We start from the raw sequence: 21434 nt of genomic DNA, 5'->3' as shown, positions 1-21434 counted from the left end.
GGCGAGCACGCACCGGGCCACGACACCGCCACGCCGCCAGGCGTGTCCGCTACCCGCGCCGCGTACGGCGGCGCTGTCCGTGAGGACGACGCTGCCGTACGCGGGCTGGGAGGGGGCTCCCCCCTCCCAGCCTGCGGTCACTTCGAGTCGAGCTGTTCCTGTCCCGTCTCCTTCGCCTTCTCGGCGGAGACCTTCGCCGCGTGCTCGGTGCCGTCGTACTCCTGGCCGTCGATGATGGCCTGTTCGATCGGTGAGGCCGAGTGGCCCAGCTGAACCAGCATGGAGAGGTACGCGCCGATCCGCTTCCGCGTGTGGCTGCTCAGCCCCTGGCGGTCCGTGCGCCAGGGCCGGTTGTCCTTGTGGCCGGTGGTCTTCTCGTACGACGCGACGCAGGCCATGAAGGGGAACAGCGCCAGGCGGCGGGCGTCGGCCTTCGCCAGGATCTCGGCCGTCATCGTGTTCGCCCGGGAGGCGTCCGCGATGCCGAGCCATTCCCGGACCAGGCGGGTTCCGTCCTCGCTCGTGATGTCACCGATGCCGAGATCGTCGCCGCGCAGGGTCGACTCCGCGACGAACCGCGCCATGATCACCTGCGCGTCACGCGGGAACGTCTTGCGGGTCATCCAGCCGTTCAGCCACTCGCGGCGGGCTGCGGTCGCGGCCTTGTAGTGCTTGTTCCCCTGGATGATGCGCTGGCGGGCCTCCTTGTCCTCCGCCTTGGTGGTCGCCGTGGTGCTGCCGGGCGGCTGGTAGACGGCGTGGTCGTACAGGGCGGGCTTCAGGCAGTACGTCACCCAGTGGGAGCCGTACTGCGCCGGGGCCACGACGTGCCCCCGGCACGCCTTGTGCTCCTCCTCGCTGATCGTCTTCGCCCCGTCGTGGGTCCGCAGCTCGTGAATCCGGGTCGCGCTGTCCGGCAGGGCCTCGTACTCGTCAATAACGGTCAGCCCGGCGGCGACGAACTCGGCCCGCTCCTTGGCCAGCCGCTCCGTCTCCTCCCGGTCGTCGCGGAGCCTGCGCAGACGGTAGGAGAAGTTCCCGCCCTGCGCCGCCTCGGTCAGCTCCTTCAGTGCCTCCGGGTCGTCCTCGAACTCGGCCAGCGCTTCGAGCTGGTCGAGCGTCCAGGCGTACTGGACGGCCTGGGCCGCCTCCATCGTCTTGGCCGCGCGTCCCACCTGCACGGCGGTCTTCACGTCCTTCTGCGTCCACCCGGTCTCGGTCGCGATGGCCTTGACCCCGGCCCCCAGCTCGCTCGCCTGGAAGAGGGCGGCGGCCTTCTCCCGCGTGTTCAGGCCCACCCGCTGTTCGGCGGTGGTGACCATGTCCACGTACTGCCCGGCCTCGTCCTCGGCCCGGCTGTCGTCGATCACGACGGGGACGGTCTCCCACTTGTCCTCGATCATGACCAGCAGACGGCGGTGACCGTCGATCACCTTGTACGTGCCGTCTGCCTGCGGGGTCACCAGCAGCGGCGTCCGCAGCTTCTTGCGGAGGCTCCGGCGGAACCGGTCGGTCACGGCCAGGTCCTCACGGACGTTGCCAGGGTGGGCGGTGAGCTGGGAAAGCGGGACGTCCTCGAATCGGAAGGTGGTCGGGATGGTCTGCTCGACGGTCTCGGTCGTCACGTCGTCGTCCTTGGTGTTGAAGGTTTAGGGCCTGTCGTCCGGGGCTGCCATCCCCTTCCGACATCACTAATTCTGCCTTATTTGAGGGCCTGGGTCCACCTGGAACGGGGGTCCGAATGGGTGATCTGGATCACATCTTTCCGCAGGTCAGGGGCGGTTTCCACCCCTCGCGCGGGCCTTGCCGGGCGGCGTCCGCCACGGCTCCGCCCGGTGGGCGGGGGCTCCCCTCGGTCGGTCGGGCAGGCTCGCCCGTACCCGGGTTCCGGCGGGGGTGCCAGGCTCGCGCTCGCGCGACCGCGAAGCGGCTCGGCCTGGCGGCCCCGCCGGGTTCCGGGTAGCCCTCCGGGTGACCGACCGGCCGAGGGGAGACCCCGGCCACCCCTCCACCTCAGCCACCCACGGCCCGCACCGGTCGACGGAGCCCCCGCCCCCTTGGGAGTAAGGGCCCCCGCCGGAGGCGGTCCTTCTTCTCCACTACGACCGGGTGCTTCCGGCGGCGGCATCGCTGGGCGCCGATGGGTCCGGCCGGCCCGCGCAGCGGGCCCCCGCCGCCGCGAAGCGGGGGCGCCCTTCGCCGTCGTCGCGGAGCGACGACACCCCACGCGAAGCGTGCACTGCAGACCGGTCCAGCGCAGCGGACCCACCCCGTGCGGCGCGGCGCACCGCACCTCGGCGCGAAGCGCCGACACTGCCACGGATCGCGGAGCGAACCGCACCGCTGCCGATGCCGGAGGCACCGGCACTCGTCCGCCGGAGGCGGACCACCTCCCCGACGACCAGGTGCAGCCCGGCGACGACATCGGCTAGCGCGAACGGGCCCGGCGGTCCGCGCCAGCGGGCCCAGGACAAAGTCGTCGCCCCGCCAGGGGCGTCCGCTTCGGCCCGACGAAGGAGGGCCTGGTCCGCCGCGCGGACCCCGGCCGCCGCGCGGCCGCCGGCCCCGAAGGGGACGAAGAAGAAGGTGCCGCGCCGCCAGGCGCGTCCACGGCCCGGTGCCGACGGCACCGGCCGACGAAGGAGGCCGGGGCCGGCGAGCACGCACCGGGCCACCAACACCGCCGCCCCGCCAGGGGCGTCCGCTACCGCCGCGGCGGCGCCACCCCGCCCCCGGCCGGCTCGGCGGGGACGGGGTGGCGGGGTGTTCAGCTCGCCGGGCTCTGCGGTGCGGGTGCGGCCGCGACCGGCTCCGTGTCCTCCCGTTCGGTGATCTTGGCGCGGACTTCCCCGAAGCGGATTCCGGTCCGGCCCACGAGTCGCACGAACCCGGCCTTCTTCAGGACCTCGTCCACTCCCTGCCAGATGGCGGCGGAGGCGGGGCCCTCGTTGAACTTCACGCCCTCGGGCGCGTCGATGAAGACGGCCGGGATGTCCTCGCGCACGGTGCCCCGGCCGTTCGCGTAGACCATGCGGGCCTGCCTCGACCCGTAGGCGGCGGTGACGATGACCATCTTCGGTCCGCTCGTGCGCTTCTTCGCCTTCGGCTTGGCCGGGGCGTCCTCGGGGGCGTCCTGTTCCACCGGTACGGCGGCGCGGTCGCAGTACGACCAGTGGCCCGGGGTGCAGGTGGCCGGGGCCTCCGGGCTCCCGAACCCCTTGCCCCACGTCCGGCCGCAGCGCGGGCACTGCTTGCCCTCGTGCTCACCGGCCGCTGCGGCGTGCTCCCGGATCACCTCCAGCGTGCCGGGCCAGTCCTTGCCCACACCGACACCCGTACCGTTCGCGTTGACGGTGCGGACCTCAAAACGCAGGTCCGTGACGTCCCGCCCGGTGACCATCCGCACCCGGTACACCCGCCCGCACGTGCTGGTGAAACTCCACTCGCGCTCGGGCAGCTTCAGCATCTGCTCGCCCTCGGCCAGCAGGTCCCGCAGGCGCTCGGGGATGTCGGCGGACCCTTCCACCTCCGCCGGGGCCTCGTCCTGGCCCCCGGTACTGCTGGCGGTCACGCCGTCCATAAGCGCCTTGGCGTCGGCGATGCTCGGCGTACGGTCACGCTCCAGATAGCGCGCCATGTCCCCGGCGCTCATGCGCGTCTTAACGTCGGAGTAGTCCACCGGCTGCCTGCCGACGTGCCCGTCCTCGAACGTCGCATCTGCGGCGGTCATGACCGCCTTCGGAGCAAGGCGGAGGTTCCACGCCACCGTGAGCGTCTTCTTGTTGACCCGCAGCACCTCGTACCACGATCCGCGGGAGCGCACGAAGTCGCCTTTGGTGAAGTCGTCGGCCCCCCACACCTTGAACCCCTCGGCCTCCGCCTTGGCCACGATCGACCGCCAGTAACCGACTTCCTCGGTGAGCTCGTCGCGCCGCCGCGAGAGCTCGACCACGACGGCCGGCGAGAGCCGCACGCAATGGCCGTTGTTGGACTCCCCGCGCTGCCAGCGGATGACCCCGCGCAAGTCCGCTTCCTTGGTGTCGATCCGGCGCAGGGTCCGGGCCGGGTTCGTTCGGTGCTCCGCGTACGCGCCGGACGCCTCCGCCCGCTGGGCCCAGTGCTTGGCGCGCTCCCCCTCCTGGATGGACTTGCGCATGGCGTTGTCCATCCGGGCATGGTCCCGCCGGGCGCGTCCCTCGCTGTGGTGCCCAACCAAGATCGGCTGCCCCATGTAGAAGCGCTCTCCGATCTGCCTCGACCGCGCGTAAGCCGCGTCGGACGATGCGGCCGCGCTGCTGGCCCGGCCCTCGAACCGCTCGGCGCGTCCCTCGGCCCGCTCCTGCCGGTCGGCCTCCGCTTCGGCGAACGCGCGGCGCTCGTCCTCGTTGACGACGACGCAGACGGTGAAGCCCAGTTCGCGAATCGCCTTCACTGCCGGACGGATCTTGTACTGGTCCGCCGACCTGTCCCGGGAGTGGTTGAGACCCAGGCATCCGAGCGACGGGAAGAACCGCCACCCGTGCGGGCGGATCGCCTCAAAGATGCCGTCCCCCTTGCGCGAGCCCTCCAGGAGGGTGCCGTCGGCGCGGGTGTGGGTGATCACGACATCCGCCTTCTCGGGCGGGCAGTCACCCTCCCACGGCGGCGGCGGGAAGGTCGCGGCCACGCACGCGGGGCACACGCGGGCGAGTTCGCCGCCGGAGTACAGCGGGGTTTCCTCGTGTCCGCACGCGGAGCACTCGCCGTCTCCGGCGAAGGTGAGCGTTACGGACCGGTACCGGTTGTCCACCGGCGCGTTCTCGACCTGATCGGTTGTCACGGTCGCTCCCTGGTGTTGAAGGTTCGGGGTTCGCCGTCCGGGGCTGCCATCCCCTTCCGACATCACTAATTCTGCCTTATTTGGGGGTCCGGGTCCACCTGAAACGGGGGTTTCGGGGGTGATCTGGATCACATGTTTTCGCAGGTCAGAGGCGGTTTCCACCCCCTCCGCGCGGGCCTTGCCGGGCGGCGTCCGCCACGGCTCCGCCCGGCGGGCGGGGGCTCCCCTCGGTCGGTCGGGCAGGCTCCGCCCGTACCCGGGTTCCGGCGGGGCTGCCAGGCTCGCGGAGCGACCGCGAAGCGGCTCGGCCTGGCGGCCCCGCCGGGTTCCGGGTAGCCCTCCGGGTGACCGACCGGCCGAGGGGAGCCCCCGCCCGTCCCCAGCCACCCACCGGGGCCCAACTCGCCCCGCGCCCCCGCCCCTTGGGAGTAAGGGCCCCCGCCGGAGGCGGTCCTCCTCGACCTCCGCCACGACCAGGTGCAGCCCGGATTCCTGGCTCGTCAGCGGACGGCCGGTCCGGCGGTCCGCGGCAGCGGGCCCAGGACAAAGTCGTCGCCCCGCCAGGGGCGTCCGCTTCGGCCCGACGAAGGAGGGCCTGGTCCGCGCCAGCGGACCCCGGCCGCCGCGCGGCCGCCGGCCCCGAAGGGGACGAACAAGAGGTGCCGCGCCGCCAGGCGCGTCCACGGCCCGGTGCCGACGGCACCGGCCGACGAAGGAGGCCGGGGCCGGCGAGCACGCACCGGGCCACCAACACCGCCACGCCGCCAGGCGTGTCCGCAACCGCCGCCGCACAGCACGACGCGGCCCGGCCCCGGCCGGCTCGGCGGGGACGGGCCGCGTCGTCCCCGGCTACCGGAGCTCGTTACGGCGGCACCAGCACCGGGAAACGGTTGACCTCGTGTTGTTGTACGGCCAGAACTTCCGGATGTCCGCCTGGGCGGCGGCGTCGGTCCGGTAGCACCGTGAGTAGACCTGGCTCCGGCTGCTGATCGCGTTGCTGTAGTAGACGTTCACATGGGCGGCCGGGGCTTCGGCCGTGGCCGCCTCGACCAACAGGACCGGCGTGCCCGGCGCGGCCCACATCCCCCATACGCCGCCACTGTGGTGGGGGTTGTCGCTCAGCCACCGGACGAAGATGCGCGGATGCCCCGGCGCCGCTTCGCCCTCCTCGATGTCGACCACCATCGCGGGGTCGGCCCACTTTCCCCAGTTGTCGGACGTGGTGATGACGTCGCCGAGACGGACGTGCGCGAGCGGCATCCATCCGGGCTCGGTCGACCGCTCGGCGGTCGTGCGGCCGTGCGCCAGGTACTCGCCGGAGCACGCGGAGCGCCAGTTCTCGGGACGCGAGTGGTGTCCGGCGTACCCGGCGAAACGCGGGTCGGCGGGGGTGGGGGCGTCGTCGGCGCCGCAGGTGCCGCAGGTGACGGGCTTCTCGGCGTCGATCCAGTACGGCCCGTACTCCCGGATCGTGTCGCACCGGCGGCAGTCGAGCCGGGTCTTGCTGCGCGGGTCGACGGGCAGGCACTGGGCGGAGTGTTCGACGGTGTACGGGGACGCGATGACCACGGGGAAGTCCTTCTGTTCGTTGAAGCGTTCGGGGAGGGGGCGGGGGCGTCGCCCCCGCCCGACCGGCCACGGCGTCAGATCACGCCAATGGCCAGCAGCCACGACGGCGAGCCGTGCTCACAGGTGCCGTCCGGCTCCACCCAGCACCCGTCGCGGGCTTCGGCCCCGCCCTCGGACATCCAGCTCTGCATCTGCTCGATGGACGGCGTCCCCGTGCCGTCCCCGCCCCCCTCGGGCTCCTGGTCCTCCGTCACCTCTCGGGAGACGATCAGCGCCTGTCCCGACAGGTCGAAGGTGGTCATGTCGTCCGCCCACCACGGGGCCCCGGTGACCTGGAACGTCCGGTGCGTGACGTCGCTCAGCTTCAGCTCGCGGTCCGTCCAGCCGGTGACGCGCGGGTAGGCGCGGGCGTCGCTCAGCAGACAGGCGATCTTGTCGCCCACCTGCACGTCCTTCGTGTCGATCCATTCGGTCTTGACGGTCACGGTCGCTCCCTGGTGTTGAAGGTTCGGGCCTGTCGTCCGGGGCTGCCATCCCCTTCCGACATCACTAATTCTGCCTTATTTGAGGGCCTGGGTCCACCTGGAACGGGGGTCCGAATGGGTGATCTGGATCACATCTTTCCGCAGGTCAGGGGCGGTTTCCACCCCTCGCGCGGGCCTTGCCGGGCGGCGTCCGCCACGGCTCCGCCCGGTGGGCGGGGGCTCCCCTCGGTCGGTCGGGCAGGCTCGCCCGTACCCGGGTTCCGGCGGGGGTGCCAGGCTCGCGCTCGCGCGACCGCGAAGCGGCTCGGCCTGGCGGCCCCGCCGGGTTCCGGGTAGCCCTCCGGGTGACCGACCGGCCGAGGGGAGACCCCGGCCACCCCGCCACCTCAGCCACCCACGGCCCGCACCGGTCGACGGAGCCCCCGCCCCCTTGGGAGTAAGGGCCCCCGCCGGAGGCGCATCCGCCTCGCTCCGATCTATTTCATTGCAATGCAACGTAATGCAATGCAACTGAATGCCCCTCGCTCGTCGCACGCGTCGCTTCGACGTCCGTGCCGAACCTCCTGCACTCCGGCGGCGGCGCCGGTCGGCGCGGAGGGGTCCGGCGGTCCGCGCCAGCGGACCCGAACGGGAACAGCCGCCCCGCCAGGGGCGCCCGTTCGGCCCGACGAAGGAGGGCCTGGTCCGCGCCAGCGGACCCCGGCCGCCGCGCGGCCGCCGGCCCCGAAGGGGACGAAGAAGAAGGTGCCGCGCCGCCAGGCGCGTCCACGGCCCGGTGCCGACGGCACCGGCCGACGAAGGAGGCCGGGGCCGGCGAGCACGCACCGGGCCACCAACACCGCCGCCCCGCCAGGGGCGTCCGTTCGGCCCGACGAAGGAGGGCCTGGTCCGCGCCAGCGGACCCCGGCCGCCGCGCGGCCGCCGGCCCCGAAGGGGACGAACAAGAGGTGCCGCGCCGCCAGGCGCGTCCGCTACCGCGCCGCCGCAGGGTCCCCGACTCGGGCTGGGGACCCTGCGGCGGCGGGCTTCAGCTGCGACGGCGGTCCAGCATCTTCAGGACCGCGCCCAGCGTGCCGACCACGACGAGTGCGGGGATGAGGTGCTGAATCAGCCACCACACGCCGTCAAGGCCGATCGCGCCCCCCACGATCAGGGCACCGATACCGACGACGATGGCCAGTCCGAAACGGCTTCCGTCGTTCTGGCGGGCGGCGTTGTGGTTGTGGTTCCGGGGCATTGCGTTACTCCTCGTTGAAGGTTCGGGGGCCGGGAGGGGCTGCCACCCCTCCCGGCGGGCTCGGCTAGCGGCGGACGGGTCCCAGGTCCTGGGGCATCCCGTGGTTCGCCACGAACTGCATGACGCCCTTGGGGGAGTGCATGACGACCGGGGGAGTGCCCTGCTTGATCACCGCGATCCAGCCGAAGGAACGGCGCTCGGCGGTGTGCAGGTATCCGCGCTGCTGGAGTCCGAGCAGTGCCTTGGTGGCCTGCAAGTTCTCCTGCGCCTGCTTGTCGGTGGTGGGCGTGTTCCGCATTGCGTCTCCCGGTGTTGAAGGTTCGGGCCGGTGCCGGGAGGGGCTGCCATCCCCTCCCGACATCCCTAATTCTGCCTTATTTTGGGGTGCGGGTCCAGTCTTTCGCGTCCCTCGTTCGGGTGACCTGGGTCACACGAGGTGGCGGGCCTGGAGCACTCCGACGAACTGGCGGGCGACGGTGGCGACCTGGGCGCGCGGGCGTCGGACGGCCTGGAGCCCCAACAGGCGCTTCCCGCCGCGCTGGATGACGTACGGCTCGCCAACCGCCGGGATCGCAAGGGCAACGAGCCCTTCCGCCGTGTCGACGCGCACAACGGGCCCGTTCGTGACCGGGTCGATGCCGTGCCCGACGGTGACGGCCGGAACGCCGTGCGCCTTGGTCAGCTCCTCGCTGATCGCGCGGGCCTCGATGATGCCGGACGCCGTGGCGGCGTCGATGTCGGCGGGCTTCGCGGCGGGCCACTCGGGGGCGTCGGTCTCGGGCTTCACGGGCTGAGTGCTCATGCTGTGCGTCCTTGCGGTGTTGAAGGTTCGGGGCTCGTCCGGGGCGGGCTGCCATCCCGCCCCGGACGGTGGGGCTCGTGCGGTGACTTACTCGGTGTCGAGCGCCCGGCGGTGCAGCTCGGCGTACGCGAGCGACTGACGCGCCCGGCTGAGGCGCTTCCGCCGGTCGTCCGGGGCGTACGCGTCCAGCTCGCCCCGCGCGATGGCGTCGACCATCCACACGGGGAGGGTGCCGAACGCGATACGCGCGGCCTCGTGCAGCTCGGCGAGCGTCGCGACCTGCGTGATCTCCTCCGGGGTCGGGAGGGGGTTCTCCCGCAGACACGGGCCGGTGAGACCGGTCTCCATGTGGCACGTCATGCAGACGCGGGCGACGTTGAACAGGTCGTGAACGATCACGCCGTCCACCCAGACGGCGTCGTAGGCGTCCACGATCCAGTGCTTCGCGGTGCCGGTCTCGGTGTTCACGTGGTCTCCCTGGTGTTGAAGGTTCGGGCCTGTCGTCCGGGGCTGCCATCCCCTTCCGACATCACTAATTCTGCCTTATTCGAGTGCCTGAGTCCACCTGTAACAGCCCTCCGAACGGGTGACCTGCATCACATCTTTCCGCAGGTCAGCGGCGGTTTCCGCCCCCACCCGCGCGGGCCTGCCCGGCGGCCTCCGCCACAACTCCGCCCGGTGGGCGGGGGCTCCCCTCGGTCGGTCGGGCAGCTCCGCCGTACCGCCGGTTCTGCGGGGGGTGCCAGGCTCGCGCTTGCGCGACCGCGAAGCGGCTCGGCCTGGCACCCCCCGCAGGTTCGGTGGTAGCCCGAAGGGTGCCCGTCCGGCCGAGGGGAGCCCCCGCCCACCCCCAACCCCAGCCACTCCCCGGCCCGCACACACACGACGAGCCCCCACCCCCTTGGGAGTAAGGGCCCGCCGGAGGCAGAAAATCGTGAAGCTCAGCCCCTCGTCAGAACGGGTCGCTGGCTGGCTTCGGCGTCGCTGGGGACGGGCTCGTTGTGGGCTGGGGAACGATGACCGGAGTTTCCTCCGCGGTCGCGGCCGCCGCATCGTCGCCGGTTTCCACGGTCTCCTTCTCGTCGGCCTCGACCGGTTCCTCCTCGACCTCCGGAGGTTCCTCCTCCCAGCCCTCGTACTCGGCGGCGTCGTCCGGCTCGCGCTCCGGGGGCGCCTCGACGGTCTCGACGTCCTTCCGGGCCGGCGGCGGGGTAAAGGGAAGTTCCTTCGTGAGGTCGACCGGCGGTTGCTGCTCGACCACCTCGTTCTGCTCTGCCTCAGGCACCGGGTACCGCGGGGCAAGAGCCATCTGCACCGTCTGGGAAGAGTCCTCCGGGTGGCCGATGGCGACGATGGCCTCGCCAACACCGAGTTCCCGTAGCTGGTTCGGGTGGACCTTGAAGCGGTCGACCTGGCGCAGGGAGCCGACTCCGGACCCGGCCGTGGTCGAGCCGAGAACTCCGATGTCCTCCTGGACCTGAAGCGTCTCCTCCCACCCTTCGTACGTTCCCAGCAGTTCGGAGACCTGTTCCGCGGACGCTTTGGTGCGGTGAAGGATCAGCACGTCCGCGTTGGTGAGCACGGCCGCCAGGAAGGCGTCGGACACGTCGGCCAGGTCCGCCAGGTCCTGGGTGCACACGAACAGACCGCCGCCGGCGGCGCGCAACCGCTGGAACAGCCCCGTCATCGTGCTGCCCCCGAGCCCGCTGAACTCATCGACGCCCGCGATGAACAGTCCGCCGTTCTCCCCGAAGTTCTCCGCCAGCAGCCGGTCTCCGACCGACCCGAGGTCGGTCAGGAACAGGTTGCCGATCTGCCGCGCCGCCTTCGCGTCGGTGTTCGCCGCGAGGGAGAACAGGACGATGTCGCCGCGCTTGACCGACTCGTAGAGGTCGACACCGTCCTGGGTCTCGATCAGGACGCGGCCGGCGTCGCCCGACACCAAGTTCCGGATGCGGGTGGCCAGGCCCGGGATCGAGCGCTTCAGGTCCTTCGCCTCGGTGTTGAGGTAGTTCAGGTAGTCGCCCAGTTCCTTCTGCAGCCGCGGCGAGAAGTGGTTCGTCCGGGAGCCGAGAGACTTCAGCGTCAGCAGGCGGGCCAGGTCGGGAAGGTCGCGGCGCCAGGCCCGCGTCGTCCCGTCGGGGAACAACTCGGTGACGCTTCCGCGAACCAGGTCGTCCAGGGCTCGGACGGCATACAGCAGGAACTCTTCAGCCGCCTCTCGGTGGTGCGGCTCTGAGAACCCGCCGCCGGCCACCTGGTCCAGGCACTCCACGATCCGGCTCCGGATCTGCTCGGCGGAACCGTGGCGGATGGGGTTGTACGTCGTACCCGCCCCGGTGACCGTGACCAGTTTGAACCGGCGCCCCGCGTGATGCGCCCCTCCGGCCATAGCCTCGATCAGCATGGGGTCCGCCTTCATGTCGGCGAACAGAAACCCGATACCCAGGGGACGCGCGTGTGAACTGACGACCAGCTCGTACACCAGCTGCTCGATCGTGCGGGACTTTCCGTAGCCGGATGCTCCGGGGATGAATCCGTGACGCCTCATGGCACGGCCGCTGATCTCGCACGCGTCGCCGGTCATCTTGTCGACGCCCAGCCGGATACGCAGGTCGTCCAAACTCTGCGCCGGGGGACGGTCATCGTTCTGCGCGAGCTCCCGCAGCTTCGCCTCGATCCGCTTCTGCGGCACTGGGTCCTTCACCGTCCGCCACTCCGCCTGGAACTTCGCTCGCCGGATGAGCCAAGCTCCGCCGATCCCGGCCGCGACGGTCACGCTGAACGGAATCTGGTTGCCCACCCAGCTCGCCCAGTTCTCCTGGGCGAGTTCTGCCAGTGCGGCCCGGTTCGGGCTGTCCCAGATCGCCGTCCCCAGTTCGCGGTACGGCACCAGGTACCACCGGAAGAATCCGATCAGCGCGCCGACGACTACGGCACCCCACCCGGCCCAGCACACCCAGTGCCGGGCCCGCGGCGGGAAGCGGCGGCCGGCCGCGACCAGGACCAGCACGAGAATCGCCGCGACCGGGTTCAGGACGGCCAGGATCACCCCTGCTGCCCTCGCCACGGCCTCACCGGAGTTTGGGTTGATGGGCTGCGAACCCTGCCACTTCGTCGTAGGTCCGCCTGCGATGTTCCCTCGTGCTCGCTGGCTCCGTGGCGTACTCACTCTGCTCCCCGTTCTTCTACATCCCAGACGCGGACAAAGATCTTCTGTCCCCGCCCCAGCTCGACGGCTGAAGCGTTCGCTTCCTCCGCGGCCGACTCCACGTTCTTCAGCAGTTTGGGAAAGGCCCAGTACATGGCGTAACTGATGTGATCGGCGTTGACGTACAGCAGCATGTTCCTCACGAGACGCGGACGCGCCTTCTGGGTTCGCTCCAGCTCGTGGGCCCACACGGTTCCGTCCGGACGTAGACCCACCAGGTCCGGGTAACGGCGGCCGCGCCCGTTCTCCCCGGTCGACACCGCGTAGGTGGGCTCCGTGCTCGCGTACTGGTTCGGGGTATCGCGAGCACGGATCTCCCGCTCGGTCACCAGCTCATCGTCCGGCCTGATGCTGCTGATGTACTGAGCCAGGTCGACCACGGCCAGGTCGTGGTTGTACTCCTTGATATTCGGCGTCACTGCGTTCCCAGGAATGTTCAGCAGTTCCGTCGCCGACTTCGTCAGCCAGAACACCTGAGCGCGCCGTCCGGGGAGCTGGCCGGCTGACAGCAGACCCATCGACGTCAGCGCTCGGAGCCTCCGGTACACCACCTGACGAGACGGCAGAACTCCGCCGTCTCCCGTGAACTGCCGCGTGACCTGCTCTGCCGTTACGCCGAACCACCGGCCGATCCACTCCAGAACCGGCACGTCCCGCTCGGTAAGCCGCCAGTTCTTGCCCTTGGGCACCACCACTTCGCGGACTACAACCTCCACGACAACCAACTCCCACCGTGACTTACGAACGCGCGCCGTGCGGCACACGGCAAAACTCTGAGGTTCAAACCAGCCTCGCCCGCCCGCAGGGGCCGAGGAACGAGAGCCCCTGCCGTGGTGGCCGACGTAGGAGGCCACCACCAGATCAAAGCAGCCGACCCCGCCAGGGGTCGACCAAGGTCCGGCGCCCTGGTGGCAGACCAAAGGCCCCCAGGGGCCGACGTCTGCGACCAGGTGAACGCCGCCGGACCACCAAACGCCGCCCGAAGGGCGCCAACTTCAGTAACCTCGCCGCACTCCGGCGGAAACTCCCGCACTCGCCCAGCCACCCACCACGGGGAGAACTCGACGGCTCGCCGCCGGCGGAAGAAAGCGAACCCACACCCTCAAGACGCGGAACTCGCCAACGGTGGTGAGGGTGCATCACGACGGCACAGATCAGAGTCGGTCGCCGTCCGCACACCGGCCCGCCTCCTGGCGGCACCCTCCCGACGAACCCACCGCCCCCACCGGAGAACGTACGCCCCCACCGGCTTCAAGTTTCGCTGTCCACCCCCGCCCAGTAACTCACCAGCGACCACTTGCAGACATCACTCCTCCGTACCCCCCACCGGCCCACCCTAGTTCTTAAATTCTTCTCTCTCTTCTCTTTGTCTTTCGTCTTTGTCTTTCTCTTTTGTCCTTGTCTTTGTCCTTCATCTTTGTCTTTCACTCTCTCTCACTCACTCTCACTCTCCTCCTCTCAGTTCTTCTTCTACCTCCACCACACTCAACCTGTGCTCCCCCCACCCACTCTGATCTGAACCCACGTGCTGCATCCTGACCACCCACTTCCTGAGGGACGATGGGAGTGGGTGGTCAGGATGCAGCACGTGGAAAAGGGCAGGTCAGAGTGGGTGGGGGGAGCACCCTTTGTCACACCCTGTTTTACACATGGTTTTACACCCTGCGGCAAACTCCGAGTTTGCTGGCAGGGTTCGCGCTGCCGAACTGGCGGGCGGCTACCCGGGGATACTCACCTAGGCGGCCGCTCCCCACTTCGCCATGTACCGGCGCTCACGCAACTCGGTGACCCTGGCCTTCTGCTGGGCCGGCGTCAGCTCACGGAAACGCGCCTTCCACTCGTCTCGACGGCTCTTCCTCTCCTCTGCGGGCAAACTCGCCCACCACTGCTCGCGACGGCTCTGGTCGGCCGCTGCACGCCTCTGGAGGGCCCTCTCCTTCCGCTCCTGCCAACGGCGCTGCAGCTTCTCCCTGGTGGCCTCCCAGGACCTCGCGAAGGCACTTCGCTCGCGCTCGATCCGTGCTGCCGTTGCTGCCTTCCGCTGGGTCATGGACCGCAGTTCCCGCACTGCCTGACCCGTGAGCTCCCAGCCCTTCCGTCCGGCCTGGGCGATACGGAGCTTCCTCAGCACCTGGAGGCCGGTCTCCACGTTCGTCAGCTGTGCCCGGGTCGGTCGGGGGGTGGGGGTGTAGCCGCTGAGGGTGTAGAGCTGCGTGACCGTGAGGGGGCCGGGGTGGAGGGCGAGGGTCGTAGCGAGGCTGAACCAGGAGCGGCTGCGGGGGGCGGGGGAGTGACTACAGGGTGGTTCAGAAGTTTCAGCACGGAAGTCCAGGGTGAGCAGGTTCAGGCTGAACTCGTGCGACGCCTTGGTGCCCATGCTCTGGTCGTACGTCCGGGTCCGGATGAGGACGCCGTCCTCCACGAACGCGTCCAGGGCGTCCCTGATCGTGTTCCGGGACTTCCCCGTGTCGTTCTCCAGGTCGCGTTCAGGCAGCGGCCGGCAAGCCAGCCCCTGACGCGCCATGCGGTCCCCGATGGCCGCGAGGATGTGTTCCCTGCTGTGCCGGGTGGCGGTGGTCCAGTTCGGCCAGTGGAGTTCCCGTACGCCTGCCAGAAGCGGGCCTGTGACCTTCTTCCAGCGCTCGGACGCGGACTTACCTGTGCGGCTGTTCCGGTGGTCGTCCACGTACTCGACGGCGGCGTTCCAGCAGTGGTTAACCCACCAGCGGTGGCCGCGATTGCGGGCGCGGTGGAAACCGAGGTGTGCCGGGTCGCTGACTACCTGCCATGCGGCGTCGGCATCGAACCCCGCGATGATGAGGCGGGCGGTAGAGAGTAGTTCGCTCAGGGACCGGTCCACCCAGTAATCGGGGCCGGGCTTACGAAGCCGCTCCCAGAACTCCCCCTCCGGAATCGTGGAGATACGACGCTGCCAGGGAGTTGCCGGAACTTCCTTTCGCAGAGTTGTGACCGGCCGGGTGTACTGGGGCATGTTCATGGCCCACGACGGCAGGGTGTTGGCGGCTCCCTCAACGAACTCGGGGAGGTCGACGCGGCCGCTCTTGCGGTGCGGTGCGGAGAGCGGGCGGAGGGTACGGCGCCAGTCGATCTGGCGGGCCGTGGCACCCCAGTGTGCGCGGACCGTCTCCACCGTCGTCTTGAACTCGGCGCGGGCGGCCTGGGTGCGGAAACACGCGATCAGGTGCCAGCGGCCGGCGCCGCCGCCCGATCGACGGGTGACGAACCAACCGTCCAGTTCCCTGGCGCGGGTGGTGAGGTGTTCGAGCGCGCTGGTGCTCCAGTCGTCGTCGTCGCCGTCGATGTCGACGGCGACCGCGCTTTCCCGGAGGGTGGCGACGTAGGAGGCTGCGCGGCCGGTGCGGACAAACTCGGCGGCCTCGCTGAGGAACTTCAGCGGTCGGCCGGTTGCCACCTTTGAGTTTCCGCTGTCGATGCAGAAGACGGGGGCGGCGAACAGGAGGTCGTCCAGCAGCATGGCGGCCACGCGGGCTCGCTCTGCTGCGCTCTCGGTGTTGTCTTCCGTCTGCTGCCGGGGCAGGGACGAAGTGCTGGGAAGGGTGAACAGCGGCTCAGTGGCCGCGGCCCTGTGCGTACGGGGCTCGGCGGTGGGTACTCCCGTGAACGGCGCGCGTGACACACCGCTTTCGGGCAAGGAGGTGCCGGCCCGGGGACCTGTGGCTATGATGGTCTCCAGAACTGAACGACATCAGGCAGCACAAAGCCCGCATCGGGCGATGTCTCCGACGTCGATGGAAAAGGCCCTGGTCAGCTCACTGGCGACCAAACCGATCGCTGACAGTGCCTTGGGATTCAGTTTTCGTTGGCCCCGCGGGTGAGTCCCCGGGGCGTGTATCAGCTACGTCGATATGCCCCCATGGCGACTACCCCGAGGGAGGGGTGCGTCCTGAGCCGGGTTGGACGGGCGCTGTGCACCCTCGATCCCCTCGATCTCCTTCTTCACCATCTCGGCTGTGCGCTTCCAGTCCAGCGGCACGTCGCCACGCAGCACCAGGTGCTCCACGACGGCGCCGATGAGACCGGCGGCAGCCAGGCGGGGGTGAATCTCCCGCAGCTTCGGGATCAGAGCCTCTGCCACCACCGGCGGCAGGTTGACGGTGATCCGCCAGTTCTCGCCGGAGGCAGGGTCATAGGCGCTCTCACGATTCGTGAGCATCCGCTTGTTCCCAGTCCCGGCCATGATCCGTATCTTGCCATCTCCGACCCCTTCCGTGCATCACGAATCACGCGTGTCGGAGCACTTTTTTCACGTCCGTCCCGCCCCGCTCAACGCGGAATGTCCGACCTTCTACCTGTTCATGTCGGCTTGCCGCTGTGACGCCGGCGCGTCAACGATGGCGGGGCGCGTGTCCTTCGCGAGGGTGACGAGTCGTCACCCTCGCTCTGCGTGAGCGTTAGACCGGGTGTCGGCTCCTTCGGCAGTGCTGCGGGCTGCGCCCTCAGACTCGCGATGTCTCCGGACGTACGGCGGTCCCCTCGGCAGGGGACCGAAGGGACCGTGGGATGCGGCGTCCAGGTCGCACGACTGGAACGTGGCTAACGTGCGCGACGGTTTCCACGATGCGTTCCCAATCGTTGAACTCGTGTTGTAGACAACGGGAGTTCCGGCGATCTGGTGGAAGCGCTCGTTCAGGAACCCACGGCTGACGCGAGTTTCTGGCGATGAACGCCGAGTCGGTCAGTCGCTATCCCTCCGCGTGACGATCAACTGGTGACTGCCGGGCACGTCGGCCCGGACGCTCGTGACGAAACCCCGCCGTCGTAGCACCCGGTCGATCGCGGCGGCCATCGCCGCTTCGGTTTCGTCCTGCAGCTGGACGTCGGGGTGCTCGTCCTCCTCGCGGTCGATGGCGTCGGCGGCCGCCTTCAACAACTCCGCGCTGCACGCCCACCCCACGATGACGGCCCCCAGTTCGCGGGACTCCACCACGTCCACGCCGCCGCCGGCACTGACTGGGGCGGAGGGGAGATCACTCAGGGGAAGGCCCGCGAGCTGAAGCGTGCGGTACACCTCGATCCGCAGGCCCTCGACATCGTCCACCGTGTTCTCCGCTCTTCCCGGCTCCCGTGTGCCGCTGCCGCGGCCCCGGAGAAACGCTACTGGTCACACCGGTTTCTCAGCAGCAGCGCACTGGTGCACGACTGCGGGAACCAGCCAACCGTCCGGGAAACCCGTTCCCTGTTCGGCGCGGGCGTCCGCCCGGTACGGTCTGCCGTATGCCGGACAACGCCCTCGCGCCCTCCCCGCTCACCATCCCGGGCCTGCCCACACCGTGCTGCCTCGACGGCCGCGACCTCATGAAGACGTGGGTCACCGCCTATGCCGCCGCCGTGAACTCCGGTGAAGCGGCCCGGGAGGTGTATGACGCCGAGATCGCGTGGACGACGCACCAACTGGTTGTGCACCGGTTGAATCCGCCCCGGGTGGACGGCTGCCACAACTGCGTGGAGTGGGCGGCGAACCTGGGGCTGGGCCCGGACGATTCTCCGGACCTCGACCACCCCGTAGAGTACGAGGCGGCCGAGCACGCGGTCCGCCATCAGGTCTTCGACCCCATGGTTCGGCACTTCAGCGGCGGCCGTCACACTTTCGTCTGACCAGGACCTGCGACCATGCCAGAATCCACCGCCGCCCGCGATCGGCAGGACCGTACGACGGCGGCCGGACTGACCGGCACCGCCGCGGTGTGCGTCGTCCTCGCGGCCGGCTCGGGACACCGGTGGCCGGTACTCGTCGCGGCTGGTGCACTGATCGGCGCCGTGATGGTGTACCGCCGGGTCATGCGCGGTGCTTACGCGTACTGGGTCGCCTGGGCGGTGTCTCCCGTCCTGAGCCTGCTGCTTCTGTGGGCCCAGCCCTCCGACCTCCGCGATGCGGCCGCACTGCTCGCCCTGCCGTGGGCCGGGCTGAGTGCTGTGGTCGCGCTCGTGCTGTTCGTGCTGTGGCGCTCTCGCCGCGGCGGTCATCTGGACTGGGTGGTGTGGCACCCCGACCTCGGCCTCCTGCGGCGCGAGCAGACGAAGCGGGCGGCCCTCGACTGGGCCCGGTGGCACTACCGCGAGCCGAGCGTGATCGACCGCCTCGACCGGGCGCCGGAACTCGCGCGGCAACGTCCGCTCTACCCGTACGCTGACCGGCCGCTGAAACAAGCCGACCGGCCGCAGGAGTCGCTGTGACCCGGCCTCCAGAGGACGGGGCGAGGGACCGCGCCGGGGCAGGGGTCGCCGCGTTGGATGCCAGCGCTCCCGACTGGGAGGCGGTGGACGCTCTCCTGCAGCGCCGGGGCCAGGACGCGGCCGTCGTGACCGTGGCCCTGGCGTACCTGACGGCCTGCGCCGAGTGGCGGACCGCAGAACAGAGCGGCCGCATCGGTGTGCAACTCGACCGGTACATGAGCCGGTGGCAGCGTACCGAGAAGCTGCTCATACACCGGCTGCGCCGCCGGGCCGTGCTCAAGGCCGCCCCGCTCGGTGTCCGGCGGGCGCGGTGGCGGCAGGCACAACGGATCGTGGCCGCGCTCGACGTCCGCGGGCTCGGCGTCTACACGATGGAGCGCGAGGAAGCGCTGCACGCCTGCGGGCTCATCGCGCTCGGGGTCGTCCACCACCTGGTGGCGGGAGCGGCCCTGCCTGCCATCTGCTCGACCAGCACCGAGTGGGCCTGACGGCCAGGGACAGGCGCCCTTCTGTCAGCACCTGCCGGTGGATGGTCACACGTACCGGTGGTCCTTCCGCGTGTCGGGGGCGGGCTCTCTCCCGGCTCGGGCACGGTGGGGTGGTGCGCCGTCTCCTGTCCGCCCTCGTCCTGCTCGCTGTGGGGTGCACGGGTTGCGTCAGCGTCGCCGGGCAGGCTCCGCACCCGGACGGCACACGGCCCCCGGCGAATGCCCGGCCGATGATCTTCCCGGAGACGCCGCTGCCCTCACCTCCACCCGCTCTCGAAGCGCTCGTGGACACCTCCGAGGACTCGGCAGGTTCCGCGACGTCCTCCCCCCGGCCGGCGAAGGAGACCCGGAAGGCGCCGCCACGGTCCCCGGCCTCTCCAGCCCGCGCCGCACCGGCCCCCGCCGAACGCCGCGCGGCTCCGCGTCCGCGCCCCCGGGTCAAGCACGTGATCCCACGGCCGCGTGCGGTGCCAAAGCGGCCTCCGGTTCGTCCCCGCCCTGCCCGTTCGTACGACATGGGTACGGTGTGCGCCATGTCGAAGGGGACCGTCGACCCCTCCCTCTCGCAGCTGTGCGAGTCGACCTATGGCCGGTGAAATCGGCGCCCGGGTCCGATATTCTCGCGTCTTAAGACGCGAGAATGGGAGAAGCGATCATCACCACGTCAGCATCGGAGTCCGAGGGCCCCGCCGAGAATGCGACGCTCAGCAGCGTCGGAGCCGCCATCACCGGGGCCCTCGCCGTGGGCTGGGAGGCGATCCGCCGCCACCATCCCGACGTGCCAGACGCCGTGGTGACGATGGGGACCCGGCACCGGAAGCCTCTCTGGGCGCACTTCTGGGCCCAGCAGTGGAGTCTTACCGGCGGCGACAAGGTCCCGGAGGTATGGATCGCCGCCGAGGGCCTGGCCCGCGGCGCCGCCGACGTGATGGGCAGCCTGCTGCACGAAGGAGCGCACGGCCGGTGCTCCACCCGCGGGGAGAAGGACTGCAACGCCGCGCAGTACCACAACAAGTTCTTCCGGGACTCCGCCCAGGTCCTGGGGCTCGCCGTGGAGCGCTCGGAGCGCAACGGCTACTCCGTCACCTCGATCACGGACATCGCACGGCAGCGCTACCGCGAGCCGATCGCCGCACTGGAGGCGGCGATCCGGGCGGAGCGAACGATCCCGCCCTCGGGCGCCACCGCCACCGGCGGGCAACGCCGGAACACCAACTACCGGCCGGCGAGCTGCCAGTGCCGTCCCGTGCGCACCCTGCGGGCGGCGGCGGGCACCTGGGAGGGGCCGCCGGTCATCTGCGGCGGGTGCAACAAGCCGTTCGTGATGACGTCCTAAGCCGCGAGACGCAGGGACATCGTCGCGCTCTGCTCCCAGTCCGGGACGCTGTCGACGTACTCCCAGAAGGCCCGGCTCTTGGGTGCGTGACGGGAGTGGATGGCGACTTGGTGCGGCGGCTTCTTGCTGCGCAGGGCGGCCTGGATGAACCCGCGCCTCATGCTGTGCCCGGTGATGCGGCGGCCCTGCTGCAGGGCACGGCGGAGGCGGAGCCGCCAGCCGGAGAGGATGCTGCTGGCCTCGGCCTCGGTGTCGGCCGCCGCCGCGGCGGTGACCGCTTCCGCGCGACTCTCCCAGACCTCGGCGACCGCCCGTTCGTCCTCGTCCTTGATGAGCCCGGCCGCGCGGGCGGCCGTCTTGATGATGGTCCGCACGGTCCGGGCGGTGATGCCGCCCTGGCGGTCGGCGTCGTCGTTGCGGCGGCCAGCGGCGTCCGCGCCGATCTTCCCGTGCCGGTCGATCCGGCGGAGGAGGGGGCCGTCCGTGAGCTGTCCGGCGTCGGCGAGGACGTCGAACCACCGCCGCACGGCGGTGACCGGGCACAACTCCGGTGCGTCCAGGGGCGCCAGGATGCGGACGGTCTCGCCCTCGGCGTCCTGGTCCGCCTTGGACTCCCTGACCTCGACCTCCAGCGCGGGCACCTCGTGGATCTCGCCGGTCCCCTCGTCCGTCAGCTCCACGGTGAGGATGCGGATGTCGTGGATGTTGAGGCCGGCGGGCTCGCTGCACCGCCCGGCCATCCACCAGTCGAGCACCAGCGTGACCGCGTCCCGGGCCCCGCGCGGGGTGCTCAGGTTCAGGGTGCCGACCATCCGCCGCAGGTCTCCCGGGGTCACGCCGTCCGCCTTCAGCGGGCCGGGCTGGACACCCCCGATCCCCTTCGCCTCGTGCTTGGCGCGTCCCCGGATGACGCCCTCGATCGCCTTCAACTCCTCGGCGTCCAGCGGCGATCCGTCCAGTGCGCGCATCCCCCGCAGGGTGCCCGACATCGCTTGCAGCGTCTTGACCGGGTGCCCCCGGTCGGCCAGGGCGGCGATGAACGACGCCACGGCGCCGCGCTCGGCGGTGTGCCAGTCGACGTCGCTGCACCACTGCGCGTACTCCCGCCAGCGCCAGGCCCGCGCGTCCCGGCTCGACTGCGGGACGCTCTCCTCGAACCACTTGGCGGCGGACGCCGACAGGCGCATTCCGGTCCTGGTGGTCACCGTCTCCACCTGCCGGGCAAGGGGACGAGAGGGCGGGAGGGCGATGTCAGTGCTGGTCACGGCAGG

General features: G+C 70.5%; 18 protein-coding genes. 4 read left to right on the top strand and 14 right to left on the bottom strand.

The window, feature by feature from the left end; all coding sequences use genetic code 11:
- Nucleotides 1–137 precede the first annotated feature (137 nt).
- The 13 genes from ACZ7OO_RS39595 to ACZ7OO_RS39535 form a co-directional block, all read right to left on the bottom strand.
- The gene (locus tag ACZ7OO_RS39595) at nucleotides 138–1625 is read right to left on the bottom strand and encodes a ParB/RepB/Spo0J family partition protein (protein WP_331725158.1); all 1488 of its coding nucleotides are present in this window, start codon (nucleotides 1623–1625) and stop codon (nucleotides 138–140) included.
- Nucleotides 1626–2767: 1142 nt separating this feature from the next.
- Nucleotides 2768–4819 carry a DUF3560 domain-containing protein gene (locus tag ACZ7OO_RS39590; RefSeq protein WP_471512264.1) on the bottom strand — a complete coding sequence of 684 codons (2052 nt, stop codon included), beginning with the start codon at nucleotides 4817–4819 and terminating at the stop codon, nucleotides 2768–2770.
- A gap of 849 nt (nucleotides 4820–5668) precedes the next feature.
- Nucleotides 5669–6388: a hypothetical protein gene (locus ACZ7OO_RS39585; protein ID WP_405548102.1), complete on the bottom strand. Its 720-nt coding sequence runs from the start codon at nucleotides 6386–6388 to the stop codon at nucleotides 5669–5671.
- A gap of 74 nt (nucleotides 6389–6462) precedes the next feature.
- The gene (locus tag ACZ7OO_RS39580; protein ID WP_331725155.1) at nucleotides 6463–6873 is read right to left on the bottom strand and encodes a hypothetical protein; all 411 of its coding nucleotides are present in this window, start codon (nucleotides 6871–6873) and stop codon (nucleotides 6463–6465) included.
- Nucleotides 6874–7900: 1027 nt separating this feature from the next.
- A complete protein-coding gene (locus ACZ7OO_RS39575) occupies nucleotides 7901–8110 on the bottom strand; it encodes a hypothetical protein (RefSeq protein WP_331725154.1) in 210 nt (69 codons plus the stop codon).
- A 64-nt stretch (nucleotides 8111–8174) separates the two neighbouring features.
- Entirely contained in the window at nucleotides 8175–8408 is a 234-nt protein-coding gene (locus ACZ7OO_RS39570; protein WP_331725153.1) for a hypothetical protein, read from the bottom strand.
- A 129-nt stretch (nucleotides 8409–8537) separates the two neighbouring features.
- Nucleotides 8538–8912 (bottom strand): hypothetical protein, encoded by a 375-nt coding sequence (locus ACZ7OO_RS39565; protein ID WP_471512263.1) that lies wholly within the window; start codon nucleotides 8910–8912, stop codon nucleotides 8538–8540.
- Nucleotides 8913–8999: 87 nt separating this feature from the next.
- Nucleotides 9000–9380, bottom strand: a complete 381-nt coding sequence (locus ACZ7OO_RS39560; protein ID WP_030795580.1) for a hypothetical protein — start codon at nucleotides 9378–9380, stop codon at nucleotides 9000–9002.
- 484 nt (nucleotides 9381–9864) lie between these two features.
- A complete protein-coding gene (locus ACZ7OO_RS39555) occupies nucleotides 9865–11982 on the bottom strand; it encodes an ATP-binding protein (RefSeq protein WP_471512262.1) in 2118 nt (705 codons plus the stop codon).
- A 98-nt stretch (nucleotides 11983–12080) separates the two neighbouring features.
- Nucleotides 12081–12818: a hypothetical protein gene (locus ACZ7OO_RS39550; RefSeq protein WP_471512261.1), complete on the bottom strand. Its 738-nt coding sequence runs from the start codon at nucleotides 12816–12818 to the stop codon at nucleotides 12081–12083.
- 1040 nt (nucleotides 12819–13858) lie between these two features.
- Nucleotides 13859–15628, bottom strand: a complete 1770-nt coding sequence (locus ACZ7OO_RS39545; protein WP_471512260.1) for an OmpH/Skp family outer membrane protein — start codon at nucleotides 15626–15628, stop codon at nucleotides 13859–13861.
- Nucleotides 15629–16000: 372 nt separating this feature from the next.
- Complete coding sequence (locus ACZ7OO_RS39540) at nucleotides 16001–16342, bottom strand: hypothetical protein (protein ID WP_158709002.1); 342 nt, start codon at nucleotides 16340–16342, stop codon at nucleotides 16001–16003.
- Between the two features lie 498 nt (nucleotides 16343–16840).
- A complete protein-coding gene (locus ACZ7OO_RS39535) occupies nucleotides 16841–17203 on the bottom strand; it encodes a hypothetical protein (RefSeq protein WP_331725148.1) in 363 nt (120 codons plus the stop codon).
- A 176-nt stretch (nucleotides 17204–17379) separates the two neighbouring features.
- On the opposite strand from ACZ7OO_RS39535, the gene ACZ7OO_RS39530 reads away from it, so the two are divergent.
- The 4 genes from ACZ7OO_RS39530 to ACZ7OO_RS39515 all read left to right on the top strand — a co-directional run bounded on the left by ACZ7OO_RS39530 (nucleotide 17380) and on the right by ACZ7OO_RS39515 (nucleotide 20163).
- Entirely contained in the window at nucleotides 17380–17760 is a 381-nt protein-coding gene (locus ACZ7OO_RS39530) for a hypothetical protein (protein ID WP_471512259.1), read from the top strand.
- Between the two features lie 15 nt (nucleotides 17761–17775).
- On the top strand, nucleotides 17776–18339 hold the full coding sequence (locus tag ACZ7OO_RS39525) for a hypothetical protein (protein WP_331725146.1): 564 nt from the start codon (nucleotides 17776–17778) through the stop codon (nucleotides 18337–18339).
- Nucleotides 18336–18827: a hypothetical protein gene (locus tag ACZ7OO_RS39520; RefSeq protein ID WP_405548098.1), complete on the top strand. Its 492-nt coding sequence runs from the start codon at nucleotides 18336–18338 to the stop codon at nucleotides 18825–18827. Before ACZ7OO_RS39525 ends, ACZ7OO_RS39520 begins: the two co-directional genes overlap by 4 nt.
- Nucleotides 18828–19467: 640 nt before the next feature.
- Nucleotides 19468–20163: a hypothetical protein gene (locus ACZ7OO_RS39515; protein WP_331725144.1), complete on the top strand. Its 696-nt coding sequence runs from the start codon at nucleotides 19468–19470 to the stop codon at nucleotides 20161–20163.
- Here the strand turns inward: ACZ7OO_RS39515 and ACZ7OO_RS39510 are convergent.
- Nucleotides 20160–21428: a site-specific integrase gene (locus ACZ7OO_RS39510; RefSeq protein ID WP_405548097.1), complete on the bottom strand. Its 1269-nt coding sequence runs from the start codon at nucleotides 21426–21428 to the stop codon at nucleotides 20160–20162. The genes ACZ7OO_RS39515 and ACZ7OO_RS39510 overlap by 4 nt on opposite strands.
- Between the last annotated feature and the right edge of the window lie 6 nt (nucleotides 21429–21434).

It is taken from the genome of Streptomyces sp. NPDC111744 (genome assembly GCF_055634995.1).
Note: the sequence above shows the minus strand (reverse complement) of the source record. Positions and strands in the feature narration are given on the sequence as shown.

Coding starts and splice junctions, on each gene's coding strand:
- ACZ7OO_RS39575 (WP_331725154.1), bottom strand. CDS start 8,110: ATGCCCCGGAACCACAACCACAACGCCGCCCGCCAGAACGACGGAAGC.
- ACZ7OO_RS39570 (WP_331725153.1), bottom strand. CDS start 8,408: ATGCGGAACACGCCCACCACCGACAAGCAGGCGCAGGAGAACTTGCAG.
- ACZ7OO_RS39565 (WP_471512263.1), bottom strand. CDS start 8,912: ATGAGCACTCAGCCCGTGAAGCCCGAGACCGACGCCCCCGAGTGGCCC.
- ACZ7OO_RS39540 (WP_158709002.1), bottom strand. CDS start 16,342: ATGGCCGGGACTGGGAACAAGCGGATGCTCACGAATCGTGAGAGCGCC.
- ACZ7OO_RS39530 (WP_471512259.1), top strand. CDS start 17,380: ATGCCGGACAACGCCCTCGCGCCCTCCCCGCTCACCATCCCGGGCCTG.
- ACZ7OO_RS39525 (WP_331725146.1), top strand. CDS start 17,776: ATGCCAGAATCCACCGCCGCCCGCGATCGGCAGGACCGTACGACGGCG.
- ACZ7OO_RS39515 (WP_331725144.1), top strand. CDS start 19,468: ATGGGAGAAGCGATCATCACCACGTCAGCATCGGAGTCCGAGGGCCCC.